The organism is Solimonas sp. SE-A11 (assembly GCF_030345715.1).
Classification (GTDB): Bacteria; Pseudomonadota; Gammaproteobacteria; order Nevskiales; family Nevskiaceae; genus Solimonas_A.
In genome coordinates this window covers 52,288-66,655 of record NZ_JAUASX010000002.1, presented here as the reverse complement: position 1 = coordinate 66,655, position 14,368 = coordinate 52,288, and the positions used below count along the sequence as shown (strand labels likewise).

The window sequence follows — 14,368 nt, the reverse complement described above, 5'->3', positions numbered from 1 at the left end:
GAAAAAGGAAAAGCCCGCCGAAGCGGGCCTTTTAATTGGTCATAAAAGTTGCTTCTCAGAACTGGTAACGCACGAAGGCCTGTGCGAAATCGCGGTCGCTGTACAGGTTGTTATCGCCGCCGCCGAAGTACCAGCCGTAGCCCACGGTGAAGGAAATGGCTTCCTTGTAGCGCGTCTCCAGGTTCGCCAGCACCGACTTGCGGCCCTTGACGAAATTCTCGGCCGGGCCTGGGCCGGTGCCGTTCACGTCGTGGCTCCAGATGATGAAGGGCTGCAGGCTGATGCCCGGGGCGACGCTTTCGTACTTGATGATGCTGATGATGCGGTAGCCCCAGGAGAACTTGTCGACGAAGTCATCCAGGTTGGCCTGGTGGGGATTGAAGCGCAGGCCGTCCGGGCCGTAGCTGCAGGTCGGGTTGGTGGAGCAGGCCTGCTGCTGGCCGCCCACGGCTACCCAGGGATTGGTCTGGGCATTGTGCGGCAGGGACGGGTCCTTGAGCACGAAACCCGAGCCGTCGGCACCGGCGGTGGCGCTGGTGAAGACGCCCGGTGCTTCGATCTGCAACTGGTCCAGCGAGGGCAGGTCGGGGATCCAGACCGCGCCGAACTCACCCACCAGCTGCACCTGGTCGGCGCCGATCGGGTTGTCGGTCGCGCCGAGCACCTGGGTGAAGCCGAGGTTGAACTGGAAGGTATCGAAGCGCTCGTAGCCGCGGATATAGCTGTTGGGCGCGTTCTCGCCGACCACGCCACCACGGTAGGGAATCACGAAGTTCGGGAAGGCGCGCGCCGAGCCCGGGCCGTGACCCAGCAGGATATTGACCGTGTCGCGGTAGGGGTTGTTGCCGTTCTGGTCGAGGAAGTCGCTGGGGTCGTAGTGGACCTGGTTGCCGTTCTCGTCGAAGCCCTGGCCACCGGCGAGAGAGCCGGCGCAGTTCAGGTTCGGATCATGGCAGCGCGTCAGCGTCGGGCCGGCGGCGGCCAGCGACAGGTCGGCGATGGCGACCTGCAGCGGCTGGTTCGGACGGTAGGCGACTTCACCCTGGATCGAGTAGTCGCCGACCGTGGTGTTGAAGCTCATGCCGAACATCTTCAGGTCTTCGGGGTACTCGAAGAAGATGCGGGCGGTATCCAGTGCCACGGCGGAGCGGGTGGTGCCGGTGGCGTTGGGATTACCGCCACCGACCAGCGTCGGCAGCGCGCGTAGCAGGTCCACCACGCCGCCCACGGGGTCCTGCAGCAGGCCCAGGTCGTTGATGATGCCGGGGCGCGTGAACAGCGGCAGGGCGTCGGCCAGCAGCTGGGCGGACGGCGAGTTCGGGTTGAGTGCGTTGCCGTTGGTGAAGACCGGGTTGTCCTTGCACGCGGAGATGTATTCGAGCGTGTTGGTGACGTCGATTCCCATCGGGTTGCCTTCGCGGCGGGCGCAGGAGGCGTCGGTGGACATGAAGCTGACGTAGGGCAGCTTCGAGTGATAGTTCATGAAGTAGAAGCCGAACTCCGTACCGGAGTTGAAGTTCTCGGCGTAGTACTTGAAGGCAAGGCCGTACTGGCCGCTGTCGCGGGCCTCGCGATCCTTGTCGCGTAGCACGGTGGCCGAGGTCGGCGTCACCAGCGTCAGCGGGTTGTCGAGGTAGCCGGTCTGGGTGGCGGCGCTGTCGCCGCGATAGGCGCGGTCTGGATCCTCGGCGGAGCCGCCGAAGCTCAGGTTGGCGTTCATCACCGCGTTGTTGGTGCCGATGTCGGCGAAGCCGAAGTAGCTGCCCGGCGCCGGTGCCTCGACCGGCTTCCACTCGAGCTGGTAGTAGGCCTCGACGGTGGCGTTCTCGAACAGGTCCATGCTGGCGAAGACCGAGGCGATCGGCGTGAATACCTCCTCCACCTGGAAGCCGACGCGATAGAGGTTGTTGGCGTTTACTGGCTGGGCCTGGTTGACCGAGCCGATCACCAGCAGGGTGGATTCACCCCAGTTGACGGTCTGGCGGCCGATCTTGAAGCTGATCTCCTTTTCGCCCCATACCGGTAGGCGGCCGTAGATGTTGGCGTCGAGCCACTGCAGGTCGGAGCCGATCTGGCGCAGGACCTCGCCGTCATTGCGCCTGTTGCGCACCACGCCGCCGGGGCCATAGACCCGCTTGGTGGCGAAGTAACGGTTGGAGATATCGTTGTCGCCGGCATAGCCGACCTGGTTGACGTTCTCGCGCGTGATGCGGTTGGGGTGGTACTCGGTGAAGTCGTTGTTGACGAAGTCGTAGAACGCCAGCCAGCGCGCGAAGAAGCCGAATTCCCCCCAGGTCAGGTTGATGTCCTGGGTGATCTTGGCGACACCCTGCACCATGTCATGCTTGTCGTAGTTCAGGTTGCCGTCGTCGTTGCGCATGCTGAACTGACCAGGTGCATTGGCCAGGCGCTGCGACGGATAGATCTGGTCACGGAAAAGGGCCTGGCACTGCTGGTACTGCTTGTTGCAGAGATCCGGATTCAGGTTCGACTTGCCGACCAGCTCGGGGGTGCGATCCTCCATGCGCCAGGCGGCGCCGACGCTGATCGCGGTGTTCAGTACGCCTTCCACCTGGCCGTCGAACAGGCTCAGGTTGAGGGCGGAAGCCGGGGTGGCGGCCAGCAGGCTGGACAGGGCAAGGGCGGGCAATGCCACGCGCCGCAGGGGGGCTGACGCCATTCGAATCTCCTCATCAAAAAGAACCGCGCGGGGCCTGATTGATGAAAGCCGCATATGGATTGCGGCGAAGCTGGCCCCTGATGGGGCGGATTCTAGCCAGTTTTTAAGCGCTTAACAGATGTTTTTCAGCTTGTCGTCGTTCTCGGCCCGGAGGCCGCCCAATCCCTTGCGAATTGCCGGGCCACGCGGCCCGACCGCGAGGCACGGTTCAGTGCCCAGCGCAGTGCCGATTTCTCGGTTTCTTCGTCCCAGGCGGTGTGCCCGAGGTTGCCCAGGTGCAGGCGCACCAGGTCCAGGTACTGGTCCTGGTTGAAGGACTGGAACGACAGCCACAGGCCGAAGCGTTCCGACAGGGCGATCTTCTCCTCGGTGGATTCGCCGGGGTGCAGCTCGTCGTCGATCCAGTGGTACTCGCCGTTGTCGCGGCGCGACTCGGGCATCAGGTGCCGGCGGTTGCTGGTGGCGTAGATCAGCACGTTCTCGGGCGGCTCCTCCACGCCGCCGTCCAGGGCGGTCTTGAGGGCCGTCAGGGCCGGGTCGCTGGAGGCCACGGAGAAGTCGTCCACGTAGAGCACGTAGCGCTCGCGCTGGCTGCGCAGGGGTGCCACGATCTCCGGCAGGTCGATCAGGTCGTGCGGCGGCACCTCCACCAGGCGCAGGCCCTCGCCGGCGTAGGCCGCCAGCATGGCCTTGACCAGTGAGGATTTGCCAGTGCCGCGGGCGCCGGTCAACAGGGCGTGGTTGGCCGGTAGGCCGCGCACGAAGCGTTCGGTGTTGCGCATCAGCAACTGCTTCTGCCGGTCCACCGCCAGGAGCTGGTCCGGCGGCAGCTGCTGCACGAACTCCAGCGGCTGCAGGGCGCCATGGCGCCAGCGGTAGGCCAGGGCGGGGGGCAAGGGGGCGGCGGTCGGGCTCATGGCATTGGCTGCAGCGGAGAGGCGTCTGTGGATAGTGAGGAAAAACAAGGCCCGCCGAAGCGGGCCTTGTTGCCGACATCTACTATTCATCATCCATCAATGGCCATCTATCGAGCTCAGGCCAGTTTCCATCTCGCTCAGGCCAGCTTCTTGTGGCGCGAGCGGCGGTTGACGCCCGGCTCGGAGCCGGTGCGGCGGCGGAAGTCTTCCTCGTACTCGCGGTAGTTGCCCTCGAGCCAGGTCACCTCGCCCGAATCCTCGAAGGCGAGGATGTGGGTGGCGACGCGGTCCAGGAACCAGCGGTCATGCGAGATCACCATGGCGCAGCCCGGGAAGTCCAGGATCGCCTCCTCCAGCGCACGCAGGGTCTCCACGTCCAGGTCGTTGGTCGGTTCGTCGAGCAGCAGCACGTTGCCGCCCTGCAGCAGCATCTTGGCCAGGTGCAGGCGGTTGCGTTCACCGCCCGAGAGCTCCTTGACGCGCTTCTGCTGCGACTCGCCCTTGAAGTTGAAGCGGCCGATGTAGGCGCGCGAGGGCATCTCGAAGTTGCCGACCCGCAGGATGTCCAGCCCGCCGGAGATCTCCTTGAACACGGTGTTGTCGCCGTCCAGGTCGTCGCGGCTCTGGTCGACATAGGCGAACTGCACCGTCTCGCCGACCTTGACCGTGCCCTGGTAGTCCTTGTCCTGGCCGGTGAGGATGCGGAACAGCGTGGTCTTGCCCATGCCGTTGGCGCCGATGATGCCGACGATGGCGCCGCGCGGCACCTTGAAGTTCACGCCTTCGTACAGGGTACGGTCACCGAACTTCTTGCCGAGGTTGCTGACCTCCACCACCATGTCGCCCAGGCGCTGGCCGGGGGGGATGTAGAGGTCCTTGGTCTCGCTGCGCTTCTGGTATTCCTGCGACGCCAGTTCCTCGAAAGCCTTGATGCGGGCCTTGCTCTTGGCCTGGCGGCCCTTGGGGTTCTTGCGCACCCACTCCAGTTCTTCCTTGATCGCCTTGGCGCGAGCGTCTTCCTGCTTCTGCTCGGTCTCCAGGCGCTTGTCCTTCTGGTCCAGCCAGGAGGAGTAGTTGCCCTGCCAGGGGATGCCGTGCCCGCGGTCCAGTTCCAGGATCCAGCCAGCGACGTTGTCCAGGAAGTAGCGGTCATGAGTGACCGCGATGATGGTGCCCGGGAAGTCCTTGAGGAACTTCTCCAACCAGGCCACCGACTCGGCGTCGAGATGGTTGGTGGGTTCGTCCAGCAGGATCATGTCCGGCTTGGACAGCAGCAGGCGGCACAGCGCCACGCGGCGGCGTTCGCCACCGGAGAGCTTGGTGACGTCGGCGTCCCAGGGCGGCAGGTTCAGGGCCTCGGCAGCCTTGTCCAGGATCAGGTCGATGTTCTCGGCGTCGGCGGCGGCGATCTGCGCCTCCAGCTCGGCCTGCTTGGCGGCCAGCTTGTCGAAGTCGGCGTTTTCCTCGGCGTAGGCGGCGTAGACCGCCTCCAGGTCTGCCTTGAGCTTGAGCAGCTCGCCCAGGGCTTCCTCGACGTTGCCGCGCACGTTCTTGGTCGGGTCCAGCTTGGGCTCCTGCGGCAGGTAGCCGACCTTGAGCCCCGGCATCGGCCGGGCTTCGCCGACGATGTCCTTGTCGATGCCGGCCATGATCTTCAGCAGCGTGGACTTGCCGGCGCCGTTGTAGCCCAGCACGCCGATCTTGGCCCCCGGGAAGAAGGACAGGGAGATATCGCGAAGGATTTCCTTCTTGGGCGGCACGATCTTGCCGACCCGGTTCATGGTGTAGACGTACTGGGACATGGTGGGAGTGTTCGCTGGAAAGGCAGTAATTCTACCCCGTCCGCCGTCGCCGGTCCGCGTCCGTTCGAGCTTCAAATGGCCTTTTCGCGGTCGGCGGGTCAATATCCGTTGCAGAGCCCCCGCCCGGAGCGGCGGGAACCAGGAAGATAAGGATGTCCCAGAAGCAGAAAACCCTGTTCGAGGCCTTTTCCCAGCGAGCCCGCGTGGCCAAGCAGGGCGAGGTGGCGATGATCGTGATTGACGGGGGTGGGGCCATGATCGTGGCGATGGACGAGTACATGGTGGCCCACAAGTGGGCCCAGTCCCGCCTCAGCAGCGGCAACGTGGTATCCGACCGTGGCCGCTTCCTGGAGCAGTTCCAGGTCATGGTGGCGCGCCCCGGCAGCTTCGCCGGCACCAAGGGCAATGATCGCCAGCTCTACAAGATGGCCAAGGCCATGCGCGCGGCCGGGCATGACCTGGGTGAGTGGATGCTGCCGCCGGAACTGAAGGTCAACAAGCTGGTGGACCCGGACGACATCAAGAAGCCCAAGCCCAAGGAGGAGCCGGCGGATCCGTCGGCCCCATCCGCCGATGGCAAGGCCCCGGAATAGGGCATGACGCCCGGGATGCCGGCCGGGACCTCCCCAGGCACCGACTATCTCTCGCTGTTCGCCGAGTTGCTGGAGGATTTCGCCAGCCTCGACATCGAACTGTCCATGGTCCGGCGGGCGCTGGGCCGCATCGCCGAGGCCATGAACGCCGAGTCGGCCTGCCTGTTCCTTCTGGAGGGAGAGCACGACGATCCCCGGGCGAGGCTGGTCTGCCAGGCCAGCGTCGGCCCCAGCGACATCACGGGCCTATCGCTGCCCGTCGGGACCGGCGTCGTCGGCCGTGCCGTGCAGCGCGATGAACCCCAGCTGGTGGCCGATACGCGCCTGGACCCCGACTTCGTGCCACCCTCAGCGCAGATGGACTACCAGATTCGCTCGCTGATCTGCGTGCCCCTGAGCGTCAAGGGCCAGCGCCTGGGGGCGGTGGAGGTGGTCAACCGGCGCGACTGCGACAACCTGTTCTCGGAGCGCGACTGCGAGGCCCTGGCCACCCTGGCCAATGCCGCGGCGTTGGCCCTGACCAATGCCAGGCTGATGCAGCAGCAGGTGGAGCAGGCCCGTACGCGGCGCGAGCTGGAACTGGCCGCCAGCGTGCAGCGCGCTCTGCTGCCCCGTGACGGCATCACCAGTGAATGGGTGCGGGGCGTGAACCTGCCGGCCCGCGGGGTCTCCGGGGATTTCTATGATGTGCTGCCGCTGGCTGGCGGCAGCATCGCCTTCGCCCTGGCGGACGTCTCCGGCAAGGGCATGAATGCCGCACTGGTCGCGGTGAAGGCCGCCACCCTATTCCGCAGCGAGGCCCGGCAGATGCGCAAGCCCGGCAAGCTGCTGGCACGCATCGGCACCGAGTTGATGGAAACCATGTCGCAGGGCATGTTCGTGACCATGGTCGTGGGCATCTACGACCCTCGCAGCTACACGGTCCGTTTCGCCAATGCTGGACATGAGCCGCCGGTCTGGCGTGACCGCAATGGCCAGTACCAGGCTTTCCCGGCGGAGGAGCCCCCGCTGGGTATCGTCATGCCGGAGAGCGGCATCTACCCCGAGACGGTCCTGCGGCTCGACGGCGGCAGCCTGTACCTCTATACCGATGGCTGCACCGAGAGCCGCGATGAACGCGGCGCCATGCGCGGTGCCGAGGGCATCCAGGCCCTGATCGGGCGTTATGCCAGCCTGCCGTTGGCCGAGCGGGTTCAAGCCCTGGCGGATTCGCTGGCGCCGGATGGCGCCGACCTGCGCGACGACATCACCTTGCTGGTGGTGGAGGGCAAGGCGTCCAGGCGGGCCCGCCGCGACCTGCTGCTGCGCCAGTCCTTCCCGGCGGAAGCTACACAGCTCAAGGTGATCCGCCACCTGGTGGCGGATATCGCCGGCAAGGCCGGCATGGCCGCCGAAACCGCCCAGGAACTGGTGCTGGCGGTGGACGAGGCCTGCCAGAACATCATCCGCCACGGCTATCGGGATCACGTGGGCGGGCGGATCGACCTGAGCATGCGCCGCGTGGCCGGCCGACTGACGGTGGAACTGGTGGACTTCGCGCCGCCGGTCAAACAGGATGAGTGCAAGGGACGGCCGCTGGAAGAACTGCGGCCCGGGGGGTTGGGGACCTTCTTCATGTCGGCCCTGACCGACAGCATGAAATACCTGCGGCCGCCGCGCGGTGCGGGCAACCGCCTGGCGCTGAGCAAGCGCCTGGCCGGCAAGAAACAGGGAGGGCAGGAATGAGTTTCCGCATCAGCGAGGACGGCGGCGCCGCCACGGTGGTCCTGACCGGGGATATCGACCTGGAAACCTCGCCGCTGGCGCGCCAGACGCTGCTGGAGGCCGTGGGCCGGGGCATGCCGGTGGTAGTCGACATGGGAGGGGTGAGCTACATGGACTCCTCCGGCATCGCCAGCTTGGTGGAAGCCTTCCAGAAGGCGAAGGCGGCTGGTCACGAGTTCTCCCTGGTGCGCGTCGGCGGCACGGTGCAGAAGGTGCTGGCCCTGGCGCGCCTGGACAAGGTCTTCCGCATCCTGTGAGGTATCCTGCGAAAAACCGGTGACCTGATGCGCAATGCGGCGGAGACGATCGGGCGCAACACGCTGGCCGGCATCGCCGAGCTGGGGCTGGCGGCCGTGCTGCTGCTGGAAAGCCTGGGCTGGATCTTCACCGGTGCTCGGCGGCGCCAGCCGGTGCGCTTCTCCGCGGTACTGGCGCAGTGCATGGACATCGGCCTGCGGGCGCTGCCCATCGTCACGGTGCTGAGCTTCGCCATTGGCGCCATGGTGGCGATCCAGGGCATCCATACCCTCAGCATCTTCGGCGCGGAAAGCCAGGTGACCCTGGGTATCGCCCTGTCGATCACGCGCGAGTTCGCGCCACTGATCACGGGCATCCTGGTCGCCGGCCGCTCCGGCTCGGCACTGGCGGCGCGCCTGGGCACCATGAAGATCAACGAGGAGATCAGCGCCCTGACGGTGATCGGCATCAACCCGGTGCGCTACCTGGTAGCACCCTCGCTGTTGGCGATGGTGCTGATGGTGCCGCTGCTGACCTGGTATTCCGACATGGTGGCGCTGCTCGGTGCCGGCATCTACGTGTCTCTGGATCTGGGCATGTCGTTCACCGCGTATCTCGGCGAGCTGCGCCTGTACCTGGATAACCACGACATCTTGCACGGCATCGGCAAGAGCGTGCTGTTCGGCATGCTGATCACCCTGGTCGGCGTGGTCAACGGCTTGGGGGTCACCGGCGGCGCCGAGGGCGTGGGCCGCATGACCACACGCTCGGTGGTGCACGCGATCTCGGCCATCGTGATCACGGATATGGTCTTCACTTTCCTGATGACAAGATAAAAGTGAAGACGATGAATGCCTACACGTTCCTGATGACCCGATGAGCGCCGTGATCGAGGTGCAAAACCTGGTGGCCCGCTACGGCGAGCACACCGTGCTCAAGTGCATCGACCTGCAGGTCCAGGCCGGCGAGATCATGGTGATCATGGGCGGCTCGGGCTCCGGCAAGAGCACGCTGCTGCGCCACCTGCTGGGCCTGCAGACGCCGCACTCCGGTCACGTGCGCCTGCTGGGCGAGGACATCAACGCCATTCCGGCGCAGCGCCTGGTGGAGCTGCGCCGCAAGATGGGCGTGGCCTTCCAGGGCGGCGCGCTGTTCAGTTCCATGAGCGTGGGCGAGAACGTCATGCTGCCGCTGCGCGAGCACGCGCGGCTTGACGAGTCCACCATGCAGATCATGATGCGGCTCAAGCTCGACATCGTGAATCTCGCCGGCTGCGAGAACCTGATGCCGGCACAGCTTTCCGGCGGCATGATCAAGCGCGCCGCCATGGCGCGCGCCATCATCATGGACCCACGGTTGCTGTTCCTGGACGAGCCCAGCGCCGGCCTGGATCCGGTGGTGGCGGCCTCGCTGGACGAGCTGATCCTGAAGCTGCGCGACGCCACAGGCATGAGTCTGGTGGTGGTCACGCATGAGCTGGAAAGCGCCTTCAAGATCGCCGACCGCATCGCAGTGCTGGACCACGGTGACATCCTGGTCTGCGGCAGCGTGGCCGAGGTCAGGGCCAGCCCCAGCGAGCGGGTGCAGGCACTGCTCAACCGGCGCATCCAGCCGCTGGAACTGAATCCCGAGGAATACCTGAAGCGCCTCACCGGCGGGCCGGTGAGCGGCGGAGCGATCGCATGATCAACCACAAATGGAACCTGACGCTGGTCGGCGGCTTCGTGCTGCTGTGCCTCGCCAGCCTGGTGCTGACGCTGGCCTTCCTGGCCGGCCGCACCGGCAGCACCGAAACCTATTACACCCTCTACAGCAACGTCACCGGACTCAAGTTCGGCTCCAAGGTGCTGTTCGAGGGCTATCCGGTGGGGCAGGTCGAGGAGATCGAACCCTTCGAGCAGCAGGGGCAGATGCGCTTTCGCGTGCGCCTGTCGGTGATCGAGGGCTGGAAGATCCCTAGCGACAGCATCGCCCGCTCCACCGCCAGCGGCGTGCTGGCGCCGCAGACCATCGAGATTTCCGCCGGCGTCAGCCCGCAGGCGCTGGCGCCCGGAGCGACCATCACTGGCGGTGGCGCCGGTGGGCTGATGTCCACGGTCCAGGGCCTGGCCGGCAACGTCGACGAGCTGACCGACGAGGCCCTGCTGCCATTGCTGAAGAATCTCAATACCCAGGTGACCCTGCTCGGTACCATCCTGCAGGAGGACATCCGGCCGTTGGCGCAGAACAGCAACAAGGTCATGGCGGCCGCGTCCGCAGAGGTGCCGACGATCCTGGCCAACCTGCAGCGTCTCAGCGAGCGCACCGACCGCATGCTGTCGCCGCAGCGTGTCGAAGCCCTGGGCCGCACCATCGACAACGCCGACCAGACCATGCTGAGCCTGCGCCAGAGCAGCAAGCAGCTGGAGCAGGCCACACCCGACGCGCTGGCGGCCCTGCGCGAGTTGCGCCTGACGCTGGAGAGTCTGTCGCGGCGCTCCGAGTCCATTGCCCAGAACGTGGAAAGCAGCACTCGCAACCTGCAGGAATTCAGCCGCCAGATCCGCCGCAGCCCCGGCACCCTGCTGCGGTCTCCCGAACCGCCGCGTGAAGACGGCCCGCCGGCCGAGGTGAAACCATGAAGCTGTTCCTGCCGATCCTGCTGGCCGCGCTGCTGGCCGGCTGCCTGTCCGTGCCGACGCCGCCGCAGGAGGTCTACTACCGGCTTGAGCCTCCTGCCGCCGCGGCCCTGGGAGTTTTCACTCCGCGCGTGGTGGTGATGCCCTTCAGTGCACCGGGGGTCTATGCCGAGCGGCCGCTGCTGTGGGCGCGCGGGTCGGCGCTGCGCCAGTACTACCGCCACTTCTGGGCGGAGTCGCCGGGCCTGGAGCTGCATGGCGCGCTGGTGGATTCGCTGCGCGCGTCGGGTGCCACCGAGGTCTATACCGCCGGCAATCGTGTACGTGGTGACGTCTCCGTGCAGCCGGCGATCCGTCAGATGGAATTGCAGACCGAGGGTGGGCGCCGCGCCGTGCTGTCGCTTGAATTCCTGGTCAATGACCGTGATGGACGTCCGCTGCGCAACCTGGTCGTGAACGGGCAGCGTCCGCTGCCTGCCGATTCCGCGCCTGAAGCCTACGTGGCAGCCGTGACCCAGCTTGCCGGAGAGGCCTTCGCCAAGCTGGCAGGCGAGCTCTGGGGGTTGCAGCCAGCACTGGCCAACGGCGGCGAGCCTGCTGCGCCCTAGCGCATCAGCCGTCGCGTCGCCTCGGCCAGCACGTCCTCGTAGAGTGCATCCGGCGCGGTGGCGCAGTCCAGCGCCACCTGCTCGTAGAGTTGGGGCAGCGTGCGCAGTACGCGGGCCTTCACCTCGGAACTCTTGCGGCTGGCGGCGGCGAACACCAGCTCGCCGCTGGTGCGGAACACTGGCAGGTCGCCCAGGCTGCGCTCCGGCGTGGCGGCGCGGAAGGCCGAGACCTCCGCCGTGAGCTGGGAGCAGGGCTGTTGCATCAACGCCTGCAGGGCGGTGCTGCTGGCCGTCTGGGCCTGTGCCAGGCGGAAGTCCACCGGTAGGCGCACCATCGAGGTGACGGGCCTGCCGTCGGTGCCCAGCTTGGGCTTGAACTGCCACTGCCGGACGGCGTCCAGGGCCGACTGATCCAGCGCCGGATAGCCGGAACCCTGGAAGACGGCGACCGCGCCGGCGCTGCCATCCACCAGCACCTGTACGTCCAGCATCACGCGTCCCTCGTGGCCTGCCATGCGCTCCGCTTCCGGATAGAGCGGCGCTACGTTCACCGGTGGAGCGGGGGCGGCGATGGGAGCGGCGGGCAGGCCGGGGGCGAGCGGTTGCGCGGCAGCAGCGCCAGCGCAGGCGATCAGCAGTAGGGACAGCAGGGTGCGCATCGGCTCGAGGCCCTTCCGTAGAAAACCGGTCGCATCATGCCACGGTGGCTCGCGCCCATCAGGCCCCGTGACTCAGGCCGGGGGCTCCTCATCCTGCTGGTACTGGCCCGAGCGCGCCACGGGCGGCTCGGGCGCGGTGCGGCGCATGCGCGCATTGGCCAGGGTGACGCCCCGCACCACCACCTGGCGGCGCGTCTCCACCGTGAAGCCGTGGCGGGCAAAGAAGGATTCTGCGGTTAGGCTCACGTCGGCGAACAGGCCGCCGATGCGGCGCCGGGTCGCTTCGGCCAGCAGATGGCGCATCAGGGCGCTGCCCACGCCGTGGCCGGTGTGGCCTCCAGCGACGAAGAACTGGTCGATGTAGCCGGAGTCCTGCAGGTCGGCGTAGCCGGCGATGCGTCCGTCGATCTCGGCCACGAAGGGGCGGTTGCCGCGGATGCGGTTGTTCCACCAGTCCTGGTCATACTCCAGCGGTGCCCAGGCGTCCAGTTGCTCGGCGGAATAATTGCGCCGGGCGCGCTGGTGCACCGAGGAGCGGAAGACCTCGCGCAGTGCCGCCTCTTCTCCAGGACGATATGCGCGGATCAGCATGGCCCGGGCCGTCCTAGTCCGACGGCAGGCCGTCGAAGAAGTCGACCTTACCGGTCTCCAGGGAATACTCGGCGCCCACGACGAGCAGGCCGTCGTTGCACACGAGGTTCTCCAGGATCTCAGAGCCCTGGCGCAGCTGGCTGACCGAGACTCGCACGTTGGCGCGCACGGCTTCCTGCAACAGGGCGGGGCGGTCATGGCGCAGGGCCGAGTCCATCAGCGGCGAGACAGAGGGCCGGATGCGGTCCACGATGGTGCGAAGGTTGAGCGACTGGTTGCCCGCAGGGCGGGTAAGGTCATCCACCGTGGCTTCCACGGCGCCGCAGCAGGTGTGGCCGAGGACCACCACCAGCCGCGTGCGGAATTTCTCGGCGGCGAATTCCACGCTGCCGATCTGCGTCGGGGCCACGATGTTGCCGGCCACGCGGATCACGAAGAGGTCGCCCAGGCCCTGGTCGAAGACGATCTCCGCCGGCACGCGCGAGTCCGAGCAGCCGAGGATGATGGCGAACGGCTCCTGGCCGTTGGCCAACTGGTTGCGTCGCGCCGCCTCGGCGGCCGCGTCCATGCTGCGATCACCGCATACGAAGCGGTGGTTGCCATCCTGTAGGCGTCGCAGGGCTTCCTTTGCGTCAATCAAGTCTGTCTACTCCGCGATTTCGTCGTAACCCTGCCCGAGGAACTGCACGAAGCAGTACCCATGGCCGAAGGGATCGGCCATCAGCGCCAGCCGGCCCCAGGGGTGCGTGGATACCGGGTGCTCCAGCGTCGCACCGGCTGCCAGCGCGCGCGTCACCGCGGCGTCGACGTCCGGGGTGATGAAGTCCAGGTGCAGCGGGGTCCAGTGCCGGCCATAGCGCCGGGTTTCGCCCATGGTACCTGAAGTGGATGAGCCGGCTGGCTTTTCCAGCAGCCAGATCGGGGCCGGGCCGCCCAGCATCTCCACGCCACCGCCGCCGATCCGCCGGCCGGGCTTCAGGCCGAAGGCGGACTGGTAGAAGGCGGTGGCCCTGCCGAGGTCGTCGACATCGAGGTTGAGCAGGAAATCCATGACTTGCTCCTGGCGCCGCGTCCCTGCGGCGAAGGGACAGCTCAGACGCCCGGGCCGCGCCGAGGAAGCTACAGCACCGACGGTTCGGGCTCTGCCGCCGGCTCGTCGCCGCTGCCGAAGATGTCGCGGTAGCAGCGCCAGGCCGAGGCCATCATCACCGGTGCCAGCAGGATCAGGCCGAGACCGAAGGGGATGATGGCCAGCAGGCCCAGGCCAATGGCGACCAAGCCATAGGCCGACAAGGCGCCGAGATTGCCGAGGCCCGCCTTGAAGCTGAGCTTCAGGGCTTCCATCACCGTGGCACCGCGAAACACCACCAGCCCCGGAGCGAACCAGGTGGCGAGCGAGAACGCCGCGATCATCAGCAGGGACAGGATGGTGGCAATGATGGCGCCCAGGCCCAGGTTGAAATCCTGCATGTCGCCCGACAGGACGGCGGTTCCGAACACCAGCACCACCAGAATGACGACGGCAAGGGCCATGACCAGGCCGATCACCAGGTAGGCCACGCCCAGCAGCAGGAGCGGTTCCAGGTGCGGTGGCTTGAATGCGGCGAACAGGGTCTGGAGCCGCAGGGTCTGGCCCTCGTCCTGTTCGCGGGCTGCGAGCAGGAAGCCGCCGAGCACCATGGCGAAGCAGAGGTTGAAGGCCAGCGAACCGACCAGCGGGATCAGCGACAGCAGCACCGCCGCCGCGAACCACAGCAGGATCGCGCCGATCCACAGCCCCGGCGATCGCTTGAACAGGCCGAAGCCCTCGGTGACCCAGGCCAGGCCACGTCCGGCGGAGACCTTGCGGAAGGAGGTGTCGGACATCGCGGGGCTCCGTGTGTTCGTGATGCCTGCATG

General features: G+C 66.8%; 15 protein-coding genes. 7 read left to right on the top strand and 8 right to left on the bottom strand.

What is annotated here, in order from left to right:
- Nucleotides 1-55: 55 nt before the first annotated feature.
- The 3 genes from QT386_RS03810 to ettA all read right to left on the bottom strand — a co-directional run bounded on the left by QT386_RS03810 (nucleotide 56) and on the right by ettA (nucleotide 5,399).
- Nucleotides 56-2,680 carry a DUF1302 domain-containing protein gene (locus QT386_RS03810; RefSeq protein WP_289272413.1) on the bottom strand — a complete coding sequence of 875 codons (2,625 nt, stop codon included), beginning with the start codon at nucleotides 2,678-2,680 and terminating at the stop codon, nucleotides 56-58.
- A gap of 125 nt (nucleotides 2,681-2,805) precedes the next feature.
- Nucleotides 2,806-3,597, bottom strand: a complete 792-nt coding sequence (locus QT386_RS03805) for an ATP-binding protein (protein ID WP_289272412.1) — start codon at nucleotides 3,595-3,597, stop codon at nucleotides 2,806-2,808.
- Between the two features lie 137 nt (nucleotides 3,598-3,734).
- Nucleotides 3,735-5,399 (bottom strand): energy-dependent translational throttle protein EttA, encoded by a 1,665-nt coding sequence (gene ettA, locus QT386_RS03800; RefSeq protein ID WP_289272411.1) that lies wholly within the window; start codon nucleotides 5,397-5,399, stop codon nucleotides 3,735-3,737.
- Between the two features lie 152 nt (nucleotides 5,400-5,551).
- Here ettA and QT386_RS03795 point away from each other — a divergent pair, with 152 nt between their 5' ends.
- The 7 genes from QT386_RS03795 to QT386_RS03765 are packed head-to-tail and all read left to right on the top strand — an operon-like array spanning nucleotide 5,552 to nucleotide 11,219.
- Entirely contained in the window at nucleotides 5,552-5,992 is a 441-nt protein-coding gene (locus tag QT386_RS03795) for a hypothetical protein (protein WP_289272410.1), read from the top strand.
- A gap of 3 nt (nucleotides 5,993-5,995) precedes the next feature.
- Nucleotides 5,996-7,717 (top strand): SpoIIE family protein phosphatase, encoded by a 1,722-nt coding sequence (locus QT386_RS03790; protein WP_289272409.1) that lies wholly within the window; start codon nucleotides 5,996-5,998, stop codon nucleotides 7,715-7,717.
- Nucleotides 7,714-8,013 carry an STAS domain-containing protein gene (locus tag QT386_RS03785; protein ID WP_289272408.1) on the top strand — a complete coding sequence of 100 codons (300 nt, stop codon included), beginning with the start codon at nucleotides 7,714-7,716 and terminating at the stop codon, nucleotides 8,011-8,013. Before QT386_RS03790 ends, QT386_RS03785 begins: the two co-directional genes overlap by 4 nt.
- A gap of 27 nt (nucleotides 8,014-8,040) precedes the next feature.
- Nucleotides 8,041-8,829 carry an ABC transporter permease gene (locus tag QT386_RS03780; protein ID WP_289272407.1) on the top strand — a complete coding sequence of 263 codons (789 nt, stop codon included), beginning with the start codon at nucleotides 8,041-8,043 and terminating at the stop codon, nucleotides 8,827-8,829.
- Nucleotides 8,830-8,869: 40 nt separating this feature from the next.
- Nucleotides 8,870-9,679: an ABC transporter ATP-binding protein gene (locus tag QT386_RS03775; RefSeq protein ID WP_289272406.1), complete on the top strand. Its 810-nt coding sequence runs from the start codon at nucleotides 8,870-8,872 to the stop codon at nucleotides 9,677-9,679.
- Nucleotides 9,676-10,614, top strand: a complete 939-nt coding sequence (locus QT386_RS03770) for an MlaD family protein (RefSeq protein ID WP_289272405.1) — start codon at nucleotides 9,676-9,678, stop codon at nucleotides 10,612-10,614. The genes QT386_RS03775 and QT386_RS03770 overlap by 4 nt, the downstream gene beginning before the upstream one ends.
- Entirely contained in the window at nucleotides 10,611-11,219 is a 609-nt protein-coding gene (locus QT386_RS03765; protein WP_289272404.1) for an ABC-type transport auxiliary lipoprotein family protein, read from the top strand. Before QT386_RS03770 ends, QT386_RS03765 begins: the two co-directional genes overlap by 4 nt.
- Here the strand turns inward: QT386_RS03765 and QT386_RS03760 are convergent.
- From QT386_RS03760 to QT386_RS03740, 5 genes are all read right to left on the bottom strand, one after another.
- Complete coding sequence (locus QT386_RS03760; protein ID WP_289272403.1) at nucleotides 11,216-11,878, bottom strand: energy transducer TonB; 663 nt, start codon at nucleotides 11,876-11,878, stop codon at nucleotides 11,216-11,218. The genes QT386_RS03765 and QT386_RS03760 overlap by 4 nt on opposite strands.
- 72 nt (nucleotides 11,879-11,950) lie before the next feature.
- Nucleotides 11,951-12,469, bottom strand: a complete 519-nt coding sequence (locus QT386_RS03755; protein WP_289272402.1) for a GNAT family N-acetyltransferase — start codon at nucleotides 12,467-12,469, stop codon at nucleotides 11,951-11,953.
- A gap of 13 nt (nucleotides 12,470-12,482) precedes the next feature.
- A complete protein-coding gene (locus QT386_RS03750; protein ID WP_289272401.1) occupies nucleotides 12,483-13,109 on the bottom strand; it encodes a carbonic anhydrase in 627 nt (208 codons plus the stop codon).
- 6 nt (nucleotides 13,110-13,115) lie between these two features.
- Nucleotides 13,116-13,520 (bottom strand): VOC family protein, encoded by a 405-nt coding sequence (locus tag QT386_RS03745; RefSeq protein ID WP_289272400.1) that lies wholly within the window; start codon nucleotides 13,518-13,520, stop codon nucleotides 13,116-13,118.
- A 68-nt stretch (nucleotides 13,521-13,588) separates the two neighbouring features.
- Nucleotides 13,589-14,335, bottom strand: coding sequence for a BPSS1780 family membrane protein (locus QT386_RS03740; RefSeq protein ID WP_289272399.1), 747 nt, complete (start codon nucleotides 14,333-14,335; stop codon nucleotides 13,589-13,591).
- Nucleotides 14,336-14,368 lie beyond the last annotated feature (33 nt).

What these genes read in the sequence shown, in the direction of transcription:
- QT386_RS03770 (WP_289272405.1), top strand. Translation starts at nt 9,676, where the DNA reads ATGATCAACCACAAATGGAACCTGACGCTGGTCGGCGGCTTCGTGCTG.
- QT386_RS03810 (WP_289272413.1), bottom strand. Translation starts at nt 2,680, where the DNA reads ATGGCGTCAGCCCCCCTGCGGCGCGTGGCATTGCCCGCCCTTGCCCTG.
- QT386_RS03775 (WP_289272406.1), top strand. Translation starts at nt 8,870, where the DNA reads ATGAGCGCCGTGATCGAGGTGCAAAACCTGGTGGCCCGCTACGGCGAG.
- QT386_RS03780 (WP_289272407.1), top strand. Translation starts at nt 8,041, where the DNA reads ATGCGCAATGCGGCGGAGACGATCGGGCGCAACACGCTGGCCGGCATC.
- QT386_RS03740 (WP_289272399.1), bottom strand. Translation starts at nt 14,335, where the DNA reads ATGTCCGACACCTCCTTCCGCAAGGTCTCCGCCGGACGTGGCCTGGCC.
- QT386_RS03790 (WP_289272409.1), top strand. Translation starts at nt 5,996, where the DNA reads ATGACGCCCGGGATGCCGGCCGGGACCTCCCCAGGCACCGACTATCTC.
- QT386_RS03795 (WP_289272410.1), top strand. Translation starts at nt 5,552, where the DNA reads ATGTCCCAGAAGCAGAAAACCCTGTTCGAGGCCTTTTCCCAGCGAGCC.
- QT386_RS03785 (WP_289272408.1), top strand. Translation starts at nt 7,714, where the DNA reads ATGAGTTTCCGCATCAGCGAGGACGGCGGCGCCGCCACGGTGGTCCTG.
- QT386_RS03765 (WP_289272404.1), top strand. Translation starts at nt 10,611, where the DNA reads ATGAAGCTGTTCCTGCCGATCCTGCTGGCCGCGCTGCTGGCCGGCTGC.
- ettA (WP_289272411.1), bottom strand. Translation starts at nt 5,399, where the DNA reads ATGTCCCAGTACGTCTACACCATGAACCGGGTCGGCAAGATCGTGCCG.
- QT386_RS03745 (WP_289272400.1), bottom strand. Translation starts at nt 13,520, where the DNA reads ATGGATTTCCTGCTCAACCTCGATGTCGACGACCTCGGCAGGGCCACC.
- QT386_RS03755 (WP_289272402.1), bottom strand. Translation starts at nt 12,469, where the DNA reads ATGCTGATCCGCGCATATCGTCCTGGAGAAGAGGCGGCACTGCGCGAG.
- QT386_RS03805 (WP_289272412.1), bottom strand. Translation starts at nt 3,597, where the DNA reads ATGAGCCCGACCGCCGCCCCCTTGCCCCCCGCCCTGGCCTACCGCTGG.
- QT386_RS03760 (WP_289272403.1), bottom strand. Translation starts at nt 11,878, where the DNA reads ATGCGCACCCTGCTGTCCCTACTGCTGATCGCCTGCGCTGGCGCTGCT.